Raw genomic sequence first — 19636 nt, 5'->3', positions numbered from 1 at the left:
CACTTCACCGCACCTCGCGGTACTCCTCCCGTGCAGAGCGGGCAAGATCGGCGTAGAGGAGGGCGTTTTGACGGATGCGCGCCACCTCCTCATCGGTGAGGGAGCGCATCACGCGGGCCGGGCTCCCCAGGATGAGCGAGCGGGGGGGGAACTCCTTGCCCTCGGTGATAAGGGCGCCTGCCCCCACGAGGCTCTCCTCCCCGATGACCGCGCCCGACAGGACCACGGCGCCCATCCCGATGAGGGATCCGTCCCCTATGGTGCACCCGTGGATCACCGCGTTGTGCCCTATCGTCACATAGGAGCCGATGACCACCGGAAGGTCCACGTCCACATGCACACTCGCGTTGTCCTGGACATTGGTATGGGCCCCAATGGTGATGGGGGCGATATCGGCCCGGACCGAGGCGCCGAACCACACGGAGGCATGGGGGCCGAGATCCACGCTCCCGCACACCTCTGCGTTCCACGCCACGAAGGCGGTCTCGTCCATCCGGGGGACCCTTTCTCCTATCGCATGCAGCATACGCATCACTCCTTTCTCTCCACGTGGTCTACACGCACGCACCACCATACTACGGTGAAGGGGCGTACGTCATCCTCCTTGCAATTTCTTCCCCTGTGTGCATAATTTTTTCCATGAAGAGAGAATGGTTTTCGCAACACCCGCCTGCAGGGGCCGTGCTTCTCGCGGCCGACATCGGAGGAACCAACACCAACATCGCCCTCTTCGAGCGACAGGGCGGGCGACTCGCCATGCTCGCCCACTGGGAGTTCGCGAGCAGGGAACTCGCGAACCTGGAGGAAGCCCTCTCGCAGGTGATAGAGGACATCCAGGAGACCCTCGGGACAGGGATCCACATCCACGGGTTGTGCGCATCCGGCGCAGGACCGGTGGAGGAGAACGTGTGTCACCTCACCAACCTCCCCTGGATCATCGACGGCGAGGCCATACACAGGGATCTTGGGGTGAAGACGGTGGTCATCAACGACTTCTCGGCCATCTGCTACGGGGTACCCATCCTGGAGCGCCAGGCCGAGGAGAAGCTCGTGCCCATACCCCACACGGACGGGCGCATCCCTCCGAGGAGGGGGGTGGTGCGGGCCGTGATCGGAGCCGGGACCGGGCTCGGCGTGGGGTTCCTCGTGGAGGACAGGGGGGAGTTCCACGCCTATCCCTCCGAGGGGGGCCACATCGACTTTCCGGCCGATGATGAAGACGGGGATGCGCTCCGGCGCTACCTCGCCTCCCGCTACGCCCCCACGCCCGACGCCGAGGCGGTGGTCTCGGGACAGGGGATTGCCAACCTCTTCGCCTTCCTGGTGGAGACAGGCCGGATCGAGCAAGACGAGACCACCCGCACCATCCTCTCCCACCCCCCTGAAGACCGCCCCCCCCTCATCGCCCGGCACCGCGGCTCGCACGAGGGGTGCCGCCGCACCATGGAACTCTTCGCCCGCCTCTACGGGCACGTCGCCGCGGCCTTCGCCCTCACCTTCCTGCCCACCGCCGGCCTCTACCTCGCGGGCGGGATCGCGGCGAAGAACATCCCCCTCTTCCTGGAGAGCTCTGCCTTCATGGAGGCCTTCGAGGCGAACTGCAGACCCAACATCCGGGCGGTGCTCTCCCGCATCCCGGTGTACATCATCACCGACTACAGCATCTCGCTCTACGGTGCAGCCTACGCCGCAGGGATCCTCATCCATGACTGAAGGAGGAGCTGTGCAGGACGATGCCCTCATCCAGAAGATGCGCACGGCCGGAATCGACCCCGATCTCACCTACGCGATACTGGAGCGGGTGAACGCCGCCGGACCGGAGGCCGCCCCCGCCTTCGAGCTCCCCTCGGCCGGCGATCCACGCATCGTGGACGCCACCCAGTCCCTCTCCCTCACCCTCCCCCGCGCCGCATTCCTCTCCCGAGCAGAGGAACTGAGCATCCCCTCATCCCTCATCGATCGGTACGGGAGGGAAGCTCCGGTGGTGCTCGACGATGCGGCGCTCTTTCTCCTGGGCGTAGCCCTCTACCCCCGCACCGCCTACGGCGTGCTCAACGGAGGGGCAGCCACGAGCTATGCGGACCTCACGCGGAACCGGGCCTTCGAGCCCGACCTGTTCGAGGTCTACCGCACCCCCTTCGAGGCGGTCGCCCCCCGCGTGAAGGGGTCGGCCAAGGGGGCGTGCCCCGCCTTCTACCAGGAGGACACCTCGGGCGGGCCGAGCTTCCTGGCCCTCACCCTGCGCAACCTGCTCTTCTGTGTGGCCCTCTACCGGCGCATGGCAGAGCAGTGGCACACCCCCTTGAGGGGCACGGTGCTCCCTTTCTTCCAGATGACCAGTCCCGCGACCCACGAGCAGGTGATGGCACACCTCGAGGAGCTCAGAGGCCATCCCCTCCTCGAAGAACTCTTCGCGCATACAGGCTATCGCGTGGACCCCACCCTCTCCGCCCAGCAGCCCCTCGTGGCGGCCCTCACGCACCGCGAGGAGGGACTCCCGCGGCGGATCTTCACCCGGGCGTACGGGAAAGACGGCGAGGTCCTTCCCCTCCCGGGCGGCCACGGCCAGAACTTCATGGTCCTCGAAGGCATCTACCGGAGGCTCCACGAGGAGGGGTTCCGCTTCGTCTACCTCACCAACGTGGACAACCTGGGCGCCTTCGTGGAACCACGCACCCTCGCCTACACGGCCTTCTCCCGGGCCCAGGCCTCGTTCGAGTTCTCCTACAAGACCCCGGTGGACGTGAAGGGCGGCATCCTCGTCCGTGCAGGCGAGGTGCTCTCCTGCAGGGACATAGGCCCGGCCATTCCCAAAGAAGCCGTGGCCGCCTTCGAGAAGGAAGGCAGGCCGGTCCTCTTCAACTGCGCCATCGGGCTCTTCGACCTCACCCATCTCACCGCGCACCTCGAGCACATCATCCGCACGCTCCCCCTCAGGGTCTCCGAGCAGGAGAAGGACGCAGGGCGGTACGCCCAGGCCGAGCAGATCACCTGGGAGGTGATGGACCTCATCGAGCGGCCGCTCGTCTTCGGGGTGGACAAGTTCCGCAGGTTCCTCGCGGCAAAGCTCCTCCTCGAGACCTTCCTCACCGGCGGCCTCCACTTCGGCAGGTCCGAGCTCGAAGCCTTCTTCGCCTCCAGACCAGAGCTGGCCCGGACCGCGCGCGCCCTCTCCGCCGGCTTTAGGCGCGTGATGGAGGAGGCCTACGGCTACGTCCGCACCGAGGGGATGTGGCGGCCTCTCCGGATGGACGAGGCCCTCGCGCGGATGCAGGCGCAGGGAGGCATCGCATGAGCCGGTGGCGCAGGCTCCCAGAGGAGGCACGGGATCTCCTCGACTTCGGCAAGATGGGGGGCCTCGTCCCGGTGGTGACCCAGGAGGTGCACACGGGCGAGGTCCTCATGGTGGCCTTCCTCGACCCCGAGGCCTGGGAGCTGTCCCTCGCCACCGGCTACGCCCACTACTACTCCCGGACGCGGCGGCGCATCTGGAAGAAGGGGGAGACCTCGGGACACGTCCAGCGCATCGTGGAGGTTCGCATCGACTGCGACAACGACGCCGTGCTCTTCCTGGTGGAACAGGAGGGGGGGACGGCCTGCCACACCGGCCGCCGCAGTTGCTTCTACCGGACCCTCACCCCTCAAGGGCTCACCGAGGAAGAGGCGCGCCTTCCATGGCGAGGGGTCTCCCCGAAGGACCGGCCCTAGAGCAACACCAGGGTGGTGACGGTGAAGTAGATGAGGAGCCCGGTCACGTCGAGGATGGTGGAGAGGAGCGGGCTGCTTATGAGGGCGGGATCTATCCCCACCCAGGTGCAGAGGAGGGGGAGGGTGCTTCCGATGAGGTTGGCCCACAGCACGATCCCCACGATCGAGAGCCCCACGGTGAGGGCGATCCCGGTGTCTCCCGTCCAGAGATACCCTATCGTGGCGAGCACGAGCCCCAGCGAGCCTCCCAACAGGAGCCCCACGAGGAGCTCCTTCCTCACCACCAGGAACCACCTCCGCGGGGTCAGTTCCCCCACCGCGAGGGCCCTGATCACCAGGGTGGCCGCCTGGCTGCTCGTATTCCCCCCGGTGCCCATGAGCATGGGGATGAAGAGACTCAGGCTGATGAACGAAGAGAGCACGCCCTGGAACCGGGAGATCACGCCCGAGGAGAGAAAGCCGGAGATGCCGAGAAAGAAGAGCCACACCACCCGCTTGGTGTAGAGGAGGAACGGTGAGGCCTGGCTGTAGCTCGTCTCGAGCGGGACCACGGCGCTCTCCTTGTGTACGTCCTCGGTGGTCTCCTCGTCGAGTACGTCGATGATGTCATCGACCGTGACGATACCCAGCAGGATGTTGTCGTCATCCACCACGGGGAGGGCGTTGAGGTCGTACTTACGGATGAGGCGAACCGCCTCCTCCTGGTCGGCATAGGCGTTGATCGCCACGTAGTGCCAGTCCATGATGGACTCCACCGTGGCATCTGGCGGGGCGAGGATGACCTTGCGCAGGAGGATGTCGTCCATGAGGTGCCCCTCTTCGTCGATCACGTAGAGCATGTTGATGATCTCGGCGTCCTTCCCGTACCTGCGGATGTGGTCGAGTGCCTTCTCAATGGTCCAGTGCGGCTTGAGCGAGACATAGTCGGGTGTCATGAGACGGCCGACACTGTCCTCAGGATACCCCAGAAGCTCGAGGGTGATGGACCTGTCGTCGGGCGAGAGGAGGTTGAGGACCCGACGGGTGAGGTTGCCCGGAAGGTTCTCGAGGAGCTCGATACGGTCGTCGTGGGAAAGCTCGGAGAGGATCTCCTTCACCTGATCGCTCGTGATCCGCTCGAGGATCTGGCGCTGAAGCTCGGTGTCGAACTCGCTGAAGACATCGCCTTTGAGCTCGGGAGGCAACATGAGAAAGAGGATGAGCGCGTCGGTGGATGCCTCTTCCTCCTCGAGGGAACCGAGGAACTCGGCGATGTCGGAGGGGTGCCAGGAGACGAGTTCCTGCTTCACCTTGTGCCACAACCGTTGACGTACCCACTCCAGTACGACATCCCGGGAGACGTGTTCCCTCTCCATGGTCACCTCCTCGCTCCTGGTATCGGGTGAGTATAGCCGGAAACCCTCCATTTCACAATAGAAACGCGAGGCCCGCTTGCCCCTCTGCTCATTTTTCTCTATCTTTGCCTCACCTGTACATACACCCAGGTGCGTCCCACGCAAGGAGTGAAATCCGATGGAGTGTCTCCTCATCCTCGACTATTCCGGAACCCTGAGCCTGGAGAGCGTGCGCTTCGGCACCGAGGAACGGCTGAAGGAGGCCCTCGAGGAGAGCGGTCTCGCCGCCTTGGGGGCCACCCCCTCCTTTCTCTGGAAACAGGTGATCGAGGCCTACTGGGATCGGGCGAGCAAGGGGGGTATCACCTACGTGGAGAGCATCGTCCGGGCACTCGGGACGGTCTCCGAGGCACCCGAGTCCCAGAGAGAACAAGCGGCACGCGCCTTCGTGAGGAGCTACCTCAGGGCCTCCACGGTGGACCCGGTATGGGCACGCTTCCTCCGGATCGCAGGCCCGCACCTTCCCATCCTCATCGCTACCGATCACTACCTCGAGGCGGAACAGGCGATCCTCACTCACCTCGAAGATGAGGGCATAGCGGCAAGGCCGTGGCCCGACGCCTCCCGGGGGTGTATGGTGGCCTGCTCGGCCCGCATCGGCGCACGGAAGGAGGAGACGGCCTTCTGGGAGGAGATCCGCAGGGCATACGGCACCCACCCGCGGGTGATCCACCTGGTGGACGACTTCGGCGCCAACGAGGTGCCTGCCCGACGGTACCCCCTCAAGCGGCGTCTCCAGGGACGCATCGAACGCATCTCCACCGCCCTCCTTCCCCTCGAAGCCCGCGAGATCACCATTCACCCCTTCGTCCTCCCGAGGCTCGACGACGAGGATCAGGTCACGGATGCGGTGCGGGACTTTGTCCGGAGCCTTGCCGATACCCTCACCGCCGAGGGCTTCCTCCCAGGAGACGCACGGGAGAGGGTGTGAACAATTGCCCGCTCCGGTTCCCGGTGGTATAATGGAAACCATGAGCGAACGAGCCTCACTTCCTTCACAGGGAAAGGGGCTGCTCGTGAGGGCGCTCGTCTTCTCCCTCGCCCTCCTCGGCGTCTATCTCCTCGCAGACGGGGGGAATTCGGCCGAGACCTCTACCGAGAAGGAGGATACCATGGCCTCGCTTTCAGGGGTAAAGGTGGTGATGATCATCGCCCACGAGAACTTCAGGGACGAGGAGCTCCTCGAGACGCGTGAGGAACTCCTCGACGCAGGGGCCTCCGTCACCGTGGCGAGCTCCTCCCGCACCCCGGCCACCGGGATGCTGGGCGCCCGGGTGACGCCCGACAAGACCCTGCAGGAGATCCGCGTAGACGACTACGATGCGGTGATCTTCGTGGGGGGAACCGGGGCCCACGAGTACTTCTCCAACCGCCAGGCCCTCGACCTCGCCAGGCAGGCCTATGAGAAGGGCAAGATAGTAGGAGCCATCTGCATCGCCCCCTCGATCCTCGCCAGGGCCGGGATCCTCAGAGGCAAGAAGGCCACCTGCTGGTCAGGCGAGAGCGGCACCCTGGTGGCCAACGGCGCCACCTACACCGGAAGGCCGGTGGAACGCGACGGCCGCATCATCACGGCGAACGGTCCCTCGGCGGCCCGTCAGTTCGGAAGGGCCCTCGTCGAGGCCCTCTCGGCCGGGGTCACCTCACCCTGAGCGGATCGCTTGAGGTGGATGAGGGCCCACCTGGGCCCCGGGAGACGTCCTTCCTCGGTGCGTACGCAGTCGAGGAGACCGAGGAGGAGGCCCGCGAGCGCGAGCTTCTGGAGGAACTCGTGAGAGGGCGCATCGAGGAAGAAGCGGATGGCGTACACCACGAGCACCAGGTGCACGCACAGGTGGAAGGCCTTTCTCGCACCTGAGAACGCCCCCCAGTTCGCACGGCTCAACACCACCGTGCACAGCCACAGCGACCCCACGAGAAGGGTCGCTCCCAGGCGATGGAGGGGGTTGAGGAGCGTGCACGGTGCGAGCATGAGGAGCGATCCTATCCCTGCAAGCGTGAACAGGAAGGAAAGCCCGCCGCCTCCCTCCGCCTGTACCCGGGAGGCGATACGGAAGGAGAAAAGGCCGTCCACGAGAAAGGCGAGCACGAAGAGGCCCATGCCCCAGGGATTGGGGAGTCCCTCCTCTTCGGTGAAGGGCACGCCGAGGAGGCTCACGGGATCGTTCCGGATATCGAAACCCTCGGGGTAGAGGAGCGCCGAGAGAGACACCAGGAGGAAGGTCCACCATACCAGGAAGGAGATCTCCGCCCGTACCTTCTGGGAGAGGGCGTAGGAGGAATGGTGCACCGCTCCCTCCTTCCCCATCGCTCTCCTCCGTGAAGGGGACTCAACTTTCCATAGGTTCCCTGCCGATAACATACTACAAAAAGGAGCGGTGATGAAGTCCTCGGGCGTTTCAAATCCCACATACACCCTTGTGTGGAAGGTGTGGATCCTTGCGGTCACCCTCTACTACGCGATCCGCATCCCCCTCACCCTGGTCTTTCCCTCCCTCTTTTCCCCCCTTCTTCCCCTCGACATCCTCGCGAGCCTCGCCCTCATCGCCGACATCCCCCTCGACCTTGCCTTCGAGTCCCGGCGGACCTCCGGCCGAAAGCCCACGCTCCTCGCCCCCTCCCGCCTTCCCGACCTCCTGGCGGCACTCCCGCTCGATCTCTTGGTGTTCGCCCTCCACCTCCCCTCTCCCCTCTCCCTCCTCTCGCTCGTCAGGCTCCTCAAGCTCATCTCGGTGCAGCGGAGCGCCACCCGGATCCTCTCCTACAGGATCAACCCCGCCCTCCTCAGGCTTCTCTCCCTCGTCGGGTTCATCCTCCTCGCCGCACACGGCATCGCCTGCGGATGGATGAGCCTCCAGCCTCCTTCGGAGAACCCGGCCGGAACGAGGTACCTCTCCGCCTTCTACTGGACCATCACCACCCTCACCACCATCGGATACGGCGACATCACCCCCTCGACCCCCACCCAGACCGTCTACACCATCGTGATAGAGCTCCTCGGTGCGGCCATGTACGGCCTGGTCATCGGTAACATCGCGAGCCTCGTCTCGAAACTGGACGCCGCAAAGCTCCTCCACAGGGAGCGGGTGGAGAGGGTCACGGCCTTCCTCTCCTATAAGAGGATCTCACCCGAGCTCCAGCGACGCATCATCGAGTACTTCGACTACCTGTGGGAGACGAGACGGGGCTACGAGGAACGCGAGGTGCTCAAGGAGCTCCCGCATCCCCTCCGCCTCGCAGTGGCCATGGAGATCCACGGCGACGTGATCGAGAAGGTGCCCCTCTTCAAGGGGGCGGGCGAGGAGTTCATCCGGGACATCATCCTCCACCTCGAACCGGTCATCTATGGACCGGGGGAGTACATCATACGGGCGGGAGAGATGGGTTCCGACGTGTACTTCATCAACCGCGGTTCGGTGGAGGTCCTCTCCGCCGACGAAAAGACCCGCTACGCCATCCTCTCGGAAGGACAGTTCTTCGGCGAGATGGCCCTCATCCTCAGGGCTCCCCGCACCGCCACCGTGCGGGCCCGAGCGTTCTGCGATCTCTACCGCCTCGACAAGGAGACCTTCGACAGGATACTCTCACGGTATCCGGAGATCGCAGCCCAGATACAGGAACTCGCCGTCAGGCGGAAAGAGGAACTGGAGGGCGGGACCTCACGCCGGGGGTGAGACATCCTCGTCTTCCCTGTCCTCGCACACGAAGGCACCCTTCTCGGGATCGTAACGGAAGGGCGCAGGCACACACTCCTGGATGAACTCGAGGTACTGCACGAGTCGCTCCAGGAGCTCCTCCGAAATGGCGTGCTCGATGCGGCAGGCGTTCTCCTCGGCCATCTGCTCCTCCGCGCCGAGGACCAGCCGGAAGAACCGCTTGAGGATGGTATGTCTCCGGAAGACGTCCTTGGCGGCCTCTTCCCCTTCCTCGGTGAGACTGATGATGTCGTACGGCGCATACTCGATGAACCCCTTATCCGAGAGGGTATGGAGGGTGTTGGAGACCGTGGAGCGGGACACGCCGAGGGCCTCGGCGATGTCCCGCACCCGGGCCACCCGCTTGGTCTTCGCGAGCACGTAGATGGCCTCCAGGTAGTCTTCCATCCGTGAGGTGAGATCCTCTTGTCTCATGAGACAGCCTCCTTCGATCGTGTGCTCCTTCCCACAAGGTAGAGGACGACCATCAGGCCGAGGAGGAGTCCTCCCGCGACCCCGAGCCACAGGAGGCTCCCGCCCTCCACCACCTGGAAGTAGAGGGTTGCGATGATCCATGCGAGGAGGGTGAGGTAGCCCGCGTTCGCGAGCATGGTCCCCACTCCCGCCTGCTGGAGGATCGCCGAGAGGGCTGCCACACACGGCGAGTAGATGAGGACGAAGAGGAGATAGGCATAGGCGGCCGCCGGGGTGAAGCGTTCCCGCACGAGCGAGAATCCTCCCGCTTCCTCCTCCCCTCCGGGAGAAGGCACGAGCAGCTCATACAAGCCTCTCAGGAGGGCCCTCCCCGCATCGACAAGGCCCGAGAGGGCCACCTGGAGGGAGAAGGGCTCCTCCGCCTCCTCCTCCGCTTCGATACCGTACATGGCCTGAAGGGTACCGATGATGGTCTCCTTGGCGAAGAGGCCGGTGAACAGTCCCGCCACCGCCGGCCAGTTCTCCTCTTCCACGCCCATGGGCTCGAAGACCGCTGTGATGGCTTTGCCCGTCCGGATGAGGAGCGAATCCGGCGATCCGCTCTCGAACGAGACCCTGCCATTCTCGATGACCACCGCATTGAGGAGCGAGAGGATGAACACCGCGGTGGTAATGGTGATGCCCGCCCGCTTGATGTAGGCGGAGAACCTGATCCAGGTGATCTTGAGGACCAGGGACATGTTCGGGAGGTGATAGGGCGGAAGCTCCATCACCAGAGGGGTGCGCTCGGCCTTGAAAAGGGTGTGCTTGAAGAGGAGCCCGGTGCCCACCGCGAGGACGATCCCCACGAAGTAGAGGGAGAAGACCACGAGCCCGGCGGTTCGGGGGAAGAGCGCCGCCGCGAAGATCACGTAGACCGGGAGCCGGGCGCCGCAGGACATGAGCGGCGCCATGAAGATGGTGAGCAGCCGCTCCTTGCGACTCTCCAGGGTCCGGGTGGCGAGGACCGAGCTCACGGTACACCCGAATCCAAGGAGGAGCGGGACGAAGGCCTTTCCCGAAAGCCCCAACCCTCTCATGCCCCTATCGGCCACGAACGCGGCCCGCGCCATGTACCCGCAGTCCTCGAGGATCGTGAGGAGGAAGAAGAGGATGTAGATGATGGGGACGAACGTGGCCACGGTCTGGATACCCGTGCCAACCCCCTCCACGAGGGTCTGTACGAAGGGGCCTGCGCCTATCCGTGAGAGCCCGTAGAGCGGGAGGTCCACGGCCAGGATCTGGAAGATCCCGTCGAAAAAGTCGATGAAGACCCCTCCGAAGGAGGTGGTGGCCCAGAAGAGCAGGAAGAGCACGGCCCAGAAGATCGGGATCCCCCACACCTTGTGGAGGACCACCCGGTCGATCCTCTCGGTGAGGGTGAGCTTTTCTGCGGCCTCGTGCGCCTCCTTGAGGATCGATTCGATCTCCTCGTAGCGTCGCCGTGCGAGGTACATGTCGAGGTCCTCGCCCACGCGCGCCTCAAGCCGGGTCCTGCTCTCTGCGAGTTCGGCCTTCCTCTCACGAAGCGAGGGATGGAGGGAGAAGAGCGCCTCCTCGCCTTCCAGGAAGAGGAGCAGAAGGGTGCGCAGACGGGGGGACGGGATCCCGAGGAACGAGAGCTCGTGTTGCCACCGGGAGAGCCACTCCTCCACCGCCTCGTCATAGGTGACGGGACGGGGCGGCGAGGGAGGGGAGAGGCAGGACTGGACGAGGGAGTCCACCAGGAGACGGGCGTCCTCCCTGCTGTGGGAGTTCACCAGGGAGACCGGCACCCCGAGACGCCGCGAGAGGACCTCTGGGGAGATCCGGATCCCGTTCTGTTCCAGGAGATCCTTCTTGGTGATCACCACGTGCACGGGAAGCCCCTCCTCGAGGAGCTGGAGGGTGAGGTAGAGATTCTTCTGCAGGGAGAGCCCGTCCATCACGTTGATGACGAGATCCACCTTTTCATTAAGGAAGAACTCGAAGGCCACCCTCTCCTCGGGGGCGGAACTCCCCAGGTGGTAGATCCCCGGGAGATCCACGATCCTCAGACGGACGTCCTCCCCCTGATACACGGTGGTGAGGATGCCGTCGGTCCGTTCGATGGTCACCCCCGGCCAGTTCCCTATGTATTCGGTGCGGTTGGTGATGGCGTTGAAGATCGATGTCTTCCCGGTGTTCGGGGTACCGATGAGGGCGCAGGTATAGGTCCTCATGAGGCCCTCCTCAGAAGAAGGATCTCCGCCTCATCCCTTCGCACCGAGACGAGGTACCCTCTCAGCTCCACCTCCACGGGGTCGCCGAGCGGGGCCCTCCGTTTCACGGCGATGGGGGTCCCGGGGATGAATCCCATGGCGAGGAGCTTGCGTCTGTACGGGCCGGGACCGCCCTTGAATCCCACCACCACGGCCTTCTCCCCCTCCCTGAGCCGGGAGAGGGTCACGGTGCCACCCGGATCCGCCTCTTCGAGCGGGAGGGGCATCCCCAGATGGTGCATCCTCCCGTGCCTGTGTCGGTACCCGAATCGCGGCATGGTTCCTCCTCGAGTTTCAACTTCAACTTTTTGTTTTATCGTTAAAACATTATCGCATCCCGCTTTCTCTGTCAAGCACCCCGAAACAGTTCCTTGAGGCACCAACCGACCATAAAGGCAGGGGAGGCCGACGCATCGACCTCCCCTGGAGTGGAAGTGAACGTTTTTATTCCGGCGTACTCACCTGTTCCCGTAAAGGGCTCTTCCTGAGCCGGTAAGGATCGCGTGGTTCGTAGTGGGTGTGGAGCAGGGTGTGCGGGAGTTCGCCGTTGGGCTCCTTGAGAAAGTGCTCGTAGAGGGCCCGGACCTCCGGGTTCTCGTGCGATTTGCGCACAGAGAGGGCGCCGTCCTCGGCGTAGAGTCCCATGAGCCGTTCCTCGCGCTTCTTGAGCGGACTCGGGAGCGGCTGGCCTCCCCCTCCCACACACCCGCCGGGACAGGCCATCACCTCGATGAAGTGGTAGGGAAGAGGCTCCCCTCTCTCCTTCGCCTCGCGCACCCTATCGAGGACCTTCCTCGCGTTCGACAGCCCATGGGCCACGGCCACTCTGATCTGCGTACCGTTCAGCTCTATGACCGCCTCCTTCACCCCCTTCACTCCTCTCACCTGGGCGAACTCCACTCTCGGGAGGCTCTTGCCGGTCTTGAGCTCGTAGGCCGTGCGCAGGGCCGCCTCCATCACACCGCCCGTGGCACCGAATATGGTGGCGGCACCGGAATACGAGGAGAGCACCGGATCGGCGGGCTCTTCCTTGAGTTGATCGAAGCGGATGCCCGCCTGACGGATCATCCGGGCGAGCTCCCTGGTGGTGAGTACGATATCCACGTCCCAGAACCCACTGTCACGCATCTCCTCACGCTGGGCCTCGAACTTCTTGGCCGTACACGGCATGACGGAGAGCGAGACGATCCTGGAAGGCGGGATCCCTTTCGCCTGGGCGAAGTAGGTCTTCACCACCGCACCCATCATCTGCTGGGGCGACTTGCAGGTGGAAAGGTGCGGCAACAGGTCGGGATAGTAGGTCTCGGCGAACTTTATCCAGCCCGGACTGCAGCTGGTGATGAGGGGGAGGCGCTCCCCCTTCTCGAGCCGGTGGAGGAACTCCGTGCCCTCTTCCATGATGGTGAGATCGGCGCTGAAGTTGGTGTCGAACACGTAGTCCACCCCGAGCCTTCGGAGCGCGGCGTAGATCTTGCCGATCACCAGCTCGCCTGGCTTCATCCCGAACTCCTCGCCGAGGGCCACGCGCACCGCAGGGGCGATCTGTGCCACCACCACCTTCTCCGGATCGGCGAGGGCCTCCCACACCCGCTCCACTGCCTCCTTCTCGTAGAGCGCGCCCACCGGGCAGTAGACCACGCACTGACCACACGCCACGCACACGCTCGTCCCCATGGTCTGGCCTGCGGCGTTCGCCACGATGGTGTGCGATCCCCTGTGGTGGAAGAATATGGCGCCCACCGACTGCACGTTGTGGCACACTTCGATGCACCGGCCGCACCCTATACACTTGTTCATGTCGCGCACGATGCTCGGCGAGGTGCGGTCTACCGGGAGCCCACGCTCGTACTTGTCGTAGGGGATGCTCCTGACTTCGAGCCGCTCTGCGAGATCCTGGAGCTCGCACTTACCGTGCTTGATGCACTTGAGACAGTCGTCGGGGTGTGTCGCGAGGATGAGCTCGAGGATCTTCCGCCTCGTCTCCCTGATGACCGGGTCGGAGGTGACCACCTCCATGCCCTCCTGGACCCGCGTGATACAGGAACGCACGTACTCGCCGTTCACCTTCACCAGGCAGATGCCGCAGATACCCCGCGGCGAGAGATCCTCATGGTAGCAGAGGGTGGGGATCTCCACGTCGGCCCGTGAGGCAGCTTCCACGAGGAGCGTGCCCTCCTCCACCTGCAGGGGTGTGCCGTTTATGGTGATGGTCACCGTCTTGGCTTGTCTTGCCATCATCCGGCCTCCTTCACGTAGCGCTGGTGTGCGATGAACGTGCGGATCTCGTCACCGAAGAGGTCCAGCACGTTCCCCACGGGAAGGGCCACCGACTTGCCGAACGGACAGAACGAGGCCACGGTCATGGTTGCGACGATATCCCGCATCTCGTCCAGGTACTCCTCCTTGCCCTTTCCCATCATGATGTTGCGCGCCATGAACTCGAGCTGACGCGTGCCGTACCTGCAGGGGAAACACTGGCCGCACGACTCCTCGGAGAAGAAACGGGTGGTCACCTCGAGGAACTCGGCCATGTTGCGGGTGTGATTCATCACCACCACGGCACCCGAGCCGAGGGCCCCTCCCTCGGCCCTGAGTGAATCGTAGTCGAGGGGGAAGGAGAGCGCCCGATCGTCATACACCGGGCCTGCGGTACCCCCGATCTGCACCGCCTTGAGCGTCCCCTTCACCCCTCCGGCGGCCTCGAGGAGGTCGTGAAGCGGCACCCCCATGGGCAACTCGTAGAGGCCCGGAGCGTGGACGTCACCGCTCACGCAGAAGAGCTTGAGCCCGGGCGAGTGCTCGGGACCGATCTGCGTGAACCACGACGCTCCCTTGGTGAAGACTGCAGGCACGTAGGCGAGGGTCTCCACATTGTTCACCAGGGTGGGGTGGCCCCACAGGCCCTCCTCGGTGGGATAGGGAGGCTTCATCATGGGGTAGCCTCGGTTCCCCATGAGGGAGTTGAGGAGCGCGGTCTCGTCCCCCACCACATAGGAGCCACCTCCCAGCTTGATGGAAATGTCGAATGAGTAGTCAGAGCCGAGTATCTTTTCTCCAAGGAAGTGGTGCTTTCTCGCTTCCTCCACCGCCTTGATGAGCCCTTTGGCGATGGCAGGATACTCGCCACGTATGTAGATGAACCCGCGCCTGGCTCCCACCGCATACCCCGCGATGGTCATCCCCTCGATGAGGAGGTACGGTGCGTGCTCCATGATGTACCGGTCCTTGAAGGTTCCGGGCTCGCCCTCGTCGGCGTTGGCCACCACGTAGGGCTCCTTGTGCCGCTGCACACTCTCCCACTTCACCCCGGTGGGGAACCCGGCTCCACCCCTTCCCCGGAGGCCCGAAGCCTTGACCTCGGCGATCACCTTTGCAGGGGTGCGGGCGAGGGCCTGACGCAGCCCCATGAACCCGCCCCTCGAGAGGCAGGCCTCCAGGTCGAGGGCATCCCCGTCCGATGCGAACTCAAGAATGAACCGTGCGTGGTTCATAGGCCACCCCCTCCCTTCTCGCGAGTTCCTCGAGGAGAAGGTCGAGCTTCTCCCGGGTCATGCGGGTATGGAGCTCGTCGTTCACCATGAGCGAGGGGCCCTTGTCGCAGCACCCCAGACAGTTGACGAGCTCCACGGTGAAGAGGCCGTCGGGCGTGGTCTGGCCTCTCTTGATCCCCAGCCCTTCCTGAAGGGCGAAGTAGAGGTCGAGCGATCCGGCCAGCCTGCAGGCCAGCGAGTCGCACATACGGATGACGTATCGCCCCCGAGGCCTCCGGGAGAACATGGAGTAGAACGAGATGATGCCGTCGAGCTCCGATACCGGGATACCCAGGTACCGGGCCACCTCTTCCACTTCCTCGTCGGGGAGGTAGTTGCGGGGGTTATGATCCTGGATATCGTGGAGGATGAGGAGGAGGTTGTCTCTCCGGGGAGGATACGCCTTCCACGGCCGGTCAATATGCGCCATGGGGCCCTCCTGAAAGATGATTTTGGTATCTATAATTTTAAATCCATACCGGAATGCTGTCAAGAAAAATTTCTCGAAAGATGCCTTTATGAGGCACTATGACTCATATTTGTTTCTTTTTATAGAAATACTTGAGACAATACACCACCATCCCGAATACTTTTTTGAATATTGGCTGCTCGTTATATAGAAGCCTTCATCTATCCTCATGTGCCCCAGTACCGCGCTACCCGGCGGAGGAGAGAGTCCCGGTAACCATCCCAGTCGGTGATGGGCCTGCGGGCCACCCCTTCTTCACAGGCGGCACGGGCCACGGCCACGGACTCGTAGGCGATCACCCGCGGATCGAAGGGTTTGGGTACGATGTACTCAGGGCCGAACGCGAATCGTACCCCCCCGTAGGCCCGGGAGACCTCTTCTGGCACCGGCTCTCGGGCGAGTTCGGCGAGGGCACGCGCCGCCGCCATCTTCATGCCCTCGGTGATGCGGCTCGCCCGTACGTCGAGCGCTCCACGGAAGATGAAGGGGAACCCCAATACGTTGTTGATCTGGTTGGGAAAGTCGCTCCGGCCGGTGGCCATGATGAGGTCGGGCCGCACCGCCTTGGCTTCGGGATAAGGGATCTCGGGGTCGGGGTTCGCCATGGCAAAGATGATGGGACTCTTCGCCATGCTCCTCACCATCTCCTGGCTGAGCACCCCTCCCACCGAGAGCCCCACGAAGACATCGGCTCCCTTGAGGGCTTCTGAGAGGGTCCGCAAGGGTGTATCGACGGCGAATGCGGTTTTCTCCGGGCTGAGGTCATCCCTCCCTCTATGGATGACGCCCTTCCTGTCGCACATCACGATGTGCTCCTTCTTCACTCCGGCCGCTATGAACATGCGGGCGCATGCGATCCCCGCCGCGCCGGCGCCGTTGAAGACCACCCGTACGTCCTCCAGCCTCTTCCCTGCGAGCTCGCACGCGTTGATGAGGCCGGCCGTGGCGATGATGGCGGTGCCGTGCTGATCGTCGTGGAACACGGGGATGTCACACTCCTCGATGAGCCGCTGTTCGATATGGAAGCACTCCGGGGCCTTGATGTCCTCGAGGTTGATGCCTCCGAAAGTGGGGCTTATGAGCTTCACGGTGCGGATAAACTCGTCGGGATCGGTGGTGTCCACCTCTATGTCGAAGACGTCGATGTCGGCGAATCGCTTGAAGAGCACGGCCTTGCCCTCCATGACGGGCTTGCTCGCGAGGGCCCCCAGGTTCCCGAGGCCGAGGATGGCCGTGCCGTTCGAGACCACTGCCACGAGGTTCCCCTTGGCGGTGTAGTCGTAGACCTCCTCGGGGAGGCGGGCGATCTCGCGCACCGGCTCGGCCACGCCGGGGGTGTAGGCGAGCGAGAGCTCCTCCGCGGTGTCACAGGGCTTGGTGGGCCTCACGGCGAGCTTGCCCGGGACCGGGTCTTTATGGTAGGCGAGTGCGCGCTCCTTCAGGGACATGGCTCCTCCTCCACAGGGGTGTGGCTCACAGGATGTCAAAAAGCGCCCAAAAGGGGAAGGGGTTCACGACCGGGAGCGCACCGCCCGGTGGAGGAGGGGGATAAGGGCAAGGAGCAGGAAGACGAGGGCGTAGGCGAGGACGATGGCCGGGCCCGTGGGGAGGTTCCAGGCGAGGGAGGCGGTCATGCCGATGACCACGCCTGCCACTCCGACGAGGGCCGTGACGGTGAGGGTGACAGCAAACCCCTTCCGGAGGAGGAAGGCGCAGCTCGCAGGAAACACGATGAGGCTCGAGATGAGGAGCACCCCCACGAGCCGGATCCCCAACACCACGGTGACTGCGGTGGCCACCATGAGGGCCCGCTCGTACCGTCGCACCCGGAGACCCTGGACCTGCGCGAACTCGGGGTCGTATGTCACCATGAAGAGGGGGCGATACCACACCACGATCCCCGCGACCACGACCCCGGCCCAGAGGAGGCTCGTCCACACCTCCCCCCACGTCACGGTGAGGATGCTCCCGAAGAGGTAGGCGAAGAGGTCCACGTTGAATCCGCCCGCCACGCTCGCGAGCACCACACCCAGGGCCACCGCAGCACCTGAGATCATGCCCACTGCGGCATCCCCGTACGCCCCCCGCCGCTCCACGAGGAAGAGAAGAAGGAGCGAGGCGGCGATCACCAGAGGGAGGGAGAGGAGGAAGGGTTGCGTGCCCACGAGGAGACCCAGGGCCACGGTGGCGAAACTCACGTGCGCGAGACCGTCGCCCACCATGGAGAACCGACGGAGGATGAGGAACATCCCCAGAAGCGAGGCCGGAAGGCTCAAGGCGAGGCCTGTGAGAAAGGCCCTCTGCACGAAACCGAGGGAGAGGAGATCGATCATGGCAGCACCCTCGAGGTGACGTACCGGCGTATCATAATACACCTAGTCACAGGCGACCTCCCCGTGCGAGAAGTAGTGCCGTGCGGCCTGGTTCGCAAACTCCTCGGGCGTGCCGAAGAACTGGACCCTCCTGTCGAGGAGGAGGACCTTCTGCACATAGGGGAGCACACCGGTGACGTCGTGGGTGACCATGATCACCGTGACGGGGTGGCGCCCCTTGATGTCGCTCAGCGTGAGGTAGAAGCACTCCCTCGTCCTCGGATCGAGGGCACCGGTCGGCTCGTCGAGCACGAGGAGGTCCGGATCGGCCACCAAGGCACGGGCGAGGAGGGTCCGCTGTCTCTGGCCGCCGGAAAGCGCATCGAGTCTCTTCCGCCTCAGATCACGTATCCCCAGGAGGCCGAGCAACTCATCCACGCGCCGACGTGCTTCGGGTCGCGGCAGTCTGCGCGTATAGAGGCCGGAACACACCACTTCCTCCACGGTGGCCGGGAACTGCGCACGGGTGTCCACCTCCTGGGGCACGTAGCCTATGCGGAGGCCCTTCGTCCCGAACCGCACATCCCCTCGCATCGGGCGGACGAACCCCAGGAGGGTGCGGACGAGGGTGGTCTTCCCCGATCCGTTGGGGCCCAGGATGACCAGGAATTCCCCCTCCTCCACCGAAAAGGACACGTCGGTGAGGACCTCCTGCGTGCCGTAGCCCGCGGCAAGGCCCCTCACCTCAATCAGTGGCGCCATACAGCACCTTCCTGAGAGAAGCGAGATTCATCTCCCACACCTCCACGTACCCATATCCCTCATCGGCCATCTCCTTGGGGAGGGTGTGCAGCCCGTAGAAAGGATACACCGCGATACCCTCGGCCTCGAGGAACCCGCCGAGCCTCACCTCTGAGACCGCTTCGTAGAGTACGCCGGGAGCATCCTCTTCTTCAAGAACGTGTCCGAGCACCTCTCTCACCTGGCGGGGGAGGACCTCGGCCGAAGGGGAGGCGCTCTCGAAGGGATAGATCACCTGCACCCCGTACCGTGCGGCCCATGCGTCGAGCATCCTGTGGCCGGCGAAGACCACCGTTCTTCGAGGCGCAGCATCCACCAGCTCCTCCATCCTCCGATCGAGGACCTCCAGGCCCTCGAGGTAGGCCGAGAGCCGGGACCTTATCTCCTCCTCGCGATCGGGCACGGCCTGCACAAGCTCCTCGGCATAGGCACGGGCAAGGGCCGCGAGGGTCAGAGGATCGAGCCACAGGTGGGGGGCATGGTGGTTGCCTTCCGAGGCTTCGTGATCATCCTCCCCCGCATGTTCCTCCTCATGGGGATGGAGCCCCCTGCCTGCGACATCTTCCAGGGTGAGCACCTTCACCTCATCGGGAAGCCCTCGGGTGAGCCTCCCCATCCACGGCTCGAGCTCATCGCTGGTGTAGATCACATACTGCGCAGACTGCACCACCTGTATGTCACGAGGCGTGGGCTCGTACCCATGAGGGCTCGCGCCCCAGGGGAGGAGGAGGTGGACCTCGACCGCATCGCCTCCTACGCGGCGTGCGAGGTCGTAGTAGGGGAAGAGCGAGACCGCCACCCTCACGGTGGAACGGTCATCGGCTCCGCTCTCCTTTCCACGTTCGCATCCGGCGAGCAAGAGCACGGCGATGAAAAGAAGACCGAACAGACGACGGTTCATTATCGTATCCCTTCCCGACAGTTTTTAGCGTATGCTAAAAATAGTAACATCTGCCACCAGAGGCAAGCCCCGGCTCTCACCAGCCTCTCCACCTCCTTGATCATGCCTTCGA

19 protein-coding genes are annotated in these 19636 nt (G+C 64.1%); 6 read left to right on the top strand and 13 right to left on the bottom strand.

The features are described 5' to 3' along the window. Positions 1 to 4: 4 nt before the first annotated feature. On the bottom strand, positions 5 to 526 hold the full coding sequence (locus SPITH_RS03345; protein WP_014624312.1) for a gamma carbonic anhydrase family protein: 522 nt from the start codon (positions 524 to 526) through the stop codon (positions 5 to 7). A gap of 113 nt (positions 527 to 639) precedes the next feature. Between SPITH_RS03345 and SPITH_RS03340 the strand changes: the two genes are divergently transcribed. From SPITH_RS03340 to hisI, 3 genes are read left to right on the top strand one after another with little or no spacing between them, the layout of a single operon-like run. Further along, positions 640 to 1713 (top strand): glucokinase, encoded by a 1074-nt coding sequence (locus SPITH_RS03340; protein ID WP_014624311.1) that lies wholly within the window; start codon positions 640 to 642, stop codon positions 1711 to 1713. A 10-nt stretch (positions 1714 to 1723) separates the two neighbouring features. Beyond that, a complete protein-coding gene (locus SPITH_RS03335) occupies positions 1724 to 3295 on the top strand; it encodes a UTP--glucose-1-phosphate uridylyltransferase (protein ID WP_014624310.1) in 1572 nt (523 codons plus the stop codon). Further along, positions 3292 to 3708, top strand: coding sequence for a phosphoribosyl-AMP cyclohydrolase (gene hisI, locus SPITH_RS03330; RefSeq protein WP_014624309.1), 417 nt, complete (start codon positions 3292 to 3294; stop codon positions 3706 to 3708). The genes SPITH_RS03335 and hisI overlap by 4 nt, the downstream gene beginning before the upstream one ends. Here hisI and mgtE read toward each other — a convergent pair. Continuing rightward, positions 3705 to 5063 (bottom strand): magnesium transporter, encoded by a 1359-nt coding sequence (mgtE, locus tag SPITH_RS03325; RefSeq protein ID WP_014624308.1) that lies wholly within the window; start codon positions 5061 to 5063, stop codon positions 3705 to 3707. The two genes, hisI and mgtE, sit on opposite strands and share 4 nt — an antisense overlap. 157 nt (positions 5064 to 5220) lie before the next feature. Here mgtE and SPITH_RS03320 point away from each other — a divergent pair, with 157 nt between their 5' ends. After that, positions 5221 to 6033 carry a hypothetical protein gene (locus SPITH_RS03320; RefSeq protein WP_014624307.1) on the top strand — a complete coding sequence of 271 codons (813 nt, stop codon included), beginning with the start codon at positions 5221 to 5223 and terminating at the stop codon, positions 6031 to 6033. Positions 6034 to 6073: 40 nt separating this feature from the next. Then, positions 6074 to 6754 (top strand): DJ-1/PfpI family protein, encoded by a 681-nt coding sequence (locus SPITH_RS03315; RefSeq protein WP_245523438.1) that lies wholly within the window; start codon positions 6074 to 6076, stop codon positions 6752 to 6754. Here the strand turns inward: SPITH_RS03315 and SPITH_RS03310 are convergent. Beyond that, on the bottom strand, positions 6700 to 7410 hold the full coding sequence (locus tag SPITH_RS03310) for a hypothetical protein (RefSeq protein ID WP_014624305.1): 711 nt from the start codon (positions 7408 to 7410) through the stop codon (positions 6700 to 6702). The two genes, SPITH_RS03315 and SPITH_RS03310, sit on opposite strands and share 55 nt — an antisense overlap. Before the next feature lie 73 nt (positions 7411 to 7483). Between SPITH_RS03310 and SPITH_RS03305 the strand changes: the two genes are divergently transcribed. Next, positions 7484 to 8776: a cyclic nucleotide-gated ion channel gene (locus SPITH_RS03305; protein WP_014624304.1), complete on the top strand. Its 1293-nt coding sequence runs from the start codon at positions 7484 to 7486 to the stop codon at positions 8774 to 8776. Here the strand turns inward: SPITH_RS03305 and SPITH_RS03300 are convergent. The 10 genes from SPITH_RS03300 to SPITH_RS03255 form a co-directional block, all read right to left on the bottom strand. Next, positions 8762 to 9232 (bottom strand): metal-dependent transcriptional regulator, encoded by a 471-nt coding sequence (locus tag SPITH_RS03300; RefSeq protein WP_014624303.1) that lies wholly within the window; start codon positions 9230 to 9232, stop codon positions 8762 to 8764. The genes SPITH_RS03305 and SPITH_RS03300 overlap by 15 nt on opposite strands. After that, positions 9229 to 11472 carry a ferrous iron transport protein B gene (gene feoB / locus SPITH_RS03295; RefSeq protein ID WP_014624302.1) on the bottom strand — a complete coding sequence of 748 codons (2244 nt, stop codon included), beginning with the start codon at positions 11470 to 11472 and terminating at the stop codon, positions 9229 to 9231. The genes SPITH_RS03300 and feoB overlap by 4 nt, the downstream gene beginning before the upstream one ends. Then, positions 11469 to 11789 carry a FeoA family protein gene (locus SPITH_RS03290; protein WP_014624301.1) on the bottom strand — a complete coding sequence of 107 codons (321 nt, stop codon included), beginning with the start codon at positions 11787 to 11789 and terminating at the stop codon, positions 11469 to 11471. The genes feoB and SPITH_RS03290 overlap by 4 nt, the downstream gene beginning before the upstream one ends. A gap of 166 nt (positions 11790 to 11955) precedes the next feature. Further along, a complete protein-coding gene (locus SPITH_RS03285) occupies positions 11956 to 13749 on the bottom strand; it encodes an NADH-dependent [FeFe] hydrogenase, group A6 (RefSeq protein WP_014624300.1) in 1794 nt (597 codons plus the stop codon). Beyond that, entirely contained in the window at positions 13746 to 15002 is a 1257-nt protein-coding gene (locus SPITH_RS03280; protein ID WP_014624299.1) for a complex I 51 kDa subunit family protein, read from the bottom strand. Before SPITH_RS03280 ends, SPITH_RS03285 begins: the two co-directional genes overlap by 4 nt. Beyond that, positions 14977 to 15471 carry an NADH-quinone oxidoreductase subunit NuoE gene (nuoE, locus tag SPITH_RS03275; RefSeq protein WP_014624298.1) on the bottom strand — a complete coding sequence of 165 codons (495 nt, stop codon included), beginning with the start codon at positions 15469 to 15471 and terminating at the stop codon, positions 14977 to 14979. Before nuoE ends, SPITH_RS03280 begins: the two co-directional genes overlap by 26 nt. A 206-nt stretch (positions 15472 to 15677) precedes the next feature. Beyond that, entirely contained in the window at positions 15678 to 16958 is a 1281-nt protein-coding gene (locus tag SPITH_RS03270; protein WP_014624297.1) for a malic enzyme-like NAD(P)-binding protein, read from the bottom strand. A gap of 63 nt (positions 16959 to 17021) precedes the next feature. Further along, on the bottom strand, positions 17022 to 17843 hold the full coding sequence (locus SPITH_RS03265; protein WP_014624296.1) for a metal ABC transporter permease: 822 nt from the start codon (positions 17841 to 17843) through the stop codon (positions 17022 to 17024). Between the two features lie 42 nt (positions 17844 to 17885). Continuing rightward, positions 17886 to 18584, bottom strand: coding sequence for a metal ABC transporter ATP-binding protein (locus SPITH_RS03260; RefSeq protein WP_014624295.1), 699 nt, complete (start codon positions 18582 to 18584; stop codon positions 17886 to 17888). Then, entirely contained in the window at positions 18568 to 19524 is a 957-nt protein-coding gene (locus SPITH_RS03255; protein ID WP_014624294.1) for a metal ABC transporter substrate-binding protein, read from the bottom strand. The genes SPITH_RS03260 and SPITH_RS03255 overlap by 17 nt, the downstream gene beginning before the upstream one ends. Positions 19525 to 19636: the final 112 nt, after the last annotated feature.

This window comes from Spirochaeta thermophila DSM 6578, assembly GCF_000184345.1.
Lineage (GTDB): Bacteria > Spirochaetota > Spirochaetia > Winmispirales > Winmispiraceae > Winmispira > Winmispira thermophila.
Note: the sequence above shows the minus strand (reverse complement) of the source record. Positions and strands in the feature narration are given on the sequence as shown.

Bases quoted from the DNA above. Each gene is read 5' to 3' on its own strand.
- SPITH_RS03315 (WP_245523438.1), top strand. From the start codon at position 6,074: ATGAGCGAACGAGCCTCACTTCCTTCACAGGGAAAGGGGCTGCTCGTG.
- SPITH_RS03285 (WP_014624300.1), bottom strand. From the start codon at position 13,749: ATGATGGCAAGACAAGCCAAGACGGTGACCATCACCATAAACGGCACA.
- SPITH_RS03320 (WP_014624307.1), top strand. From the start codon at position 5,221: ATGGAGTGTCTCCTCATCCTCGACTATTCCGGAACCCTGAGCCTGGAG.
- SPITH_RS03340 (WP_014624311.1), top strand. From the start codon at position 640: ATGAAGAGAGAATGGTTTTCGCAACACCCGCCTGCAGGGGCCGTGCTT.
- SPITH_RS03310 (WP_014624305.1), bottom strand. From the start codon at position 7,410: ATGGGGAAGGAGGGAGCGGTGCACCATTCCTCCTACGCCCTCTCCCAG.
- nuoE (WP_014624298.1), bottom strand. From the start codon at position 15,471: ATGGCGCATATTGACCGGCCGTGGAAGGCGTATCCTCCCCGGAGAGAC.
- SPITH_RS03280 (WP_014624299.1), bottom strand. From the start codon at position 15,002: ATGAACCACGCACGGTTCATTCTTGAGTTCGCATCGGACGGGGATGCC.
- SPITH_RS03265 (WP_014624296.1), bottom strand. From the start codon at position 17,843: ATGATCGATCTCCTCTCCCTCGGTTTCGTGCAGAGGGCCTTTCTCACA.
- SPITH_RS03290 (WP_014624301.1), bottom strand. From the start codon at position 11,789: ATGCCGCGATTCGGGTACCGACACAGGCACGGGAGGATGCACCATCTG.
- SPITH_RS03270 (WP_014624297.1), bottom strand. From the start codon at position 16,958: ATGTCCCTGAAGGAGCGCGCACTCGCCTACCATAAAGACCCGGTCCCG.
- SPITH_RS03300 (WP_014624303.1), bottom strand. From the start codon at position 9,232: ATGAGACAAGAGGATCTCACCTCACGGATGGAAGACTACCTGGAGGCC.
- SPITH_RS03260 (WP_014624295.1), bottom strand. From the start codon at position 18,584: ATGGCGCCACTGATTGAGGTGAGGGGCCTTGCCGCGGGCTACGGCACG.
- feoB (WP_014624302.1), bottom strand. From the start codon at position 11,472: ATGAGGACCTATACCTGCGCCCTCATCGGTACCCCGAACACCGGGAAG.
- mgtE (WP_014624308.1), bottom strand. From the start codon at position 5,063: ATGGAGAGGGAACACGTCTCCCGGGATGTCGTACTGGAGTGGGTACGT.
- SPITH_RS03345 (WP_014624312.1), bottom strand. From the start codon at position 526: ATGCTGCATGCGATAGGAGAAAGGGTCCCCCGGATGGACGAGACCGCC.
- hisI (WP_014624309.1), top strand. From the start codon at position 3,292: ATGAGCCGGTGGCGCAGGCTCCCAGAGGAGGCACGGGATCTCCTCGAC.
- SPITH_RS03255 (WP_014624294.1), bottom strand. From the start codon at position 19,524: ATGAACCGTCGTCTGTTCGGTCTTCTTTTCATCGCCGTGCTCTTGCTC.
- SPITH_RS03305 (WP_014624304.1), top strand. From the start codon at position 7,484: ATGAAGTCCTCGGGCGTTTCAAATCCCACATACACCCTTGTGTGGAAG.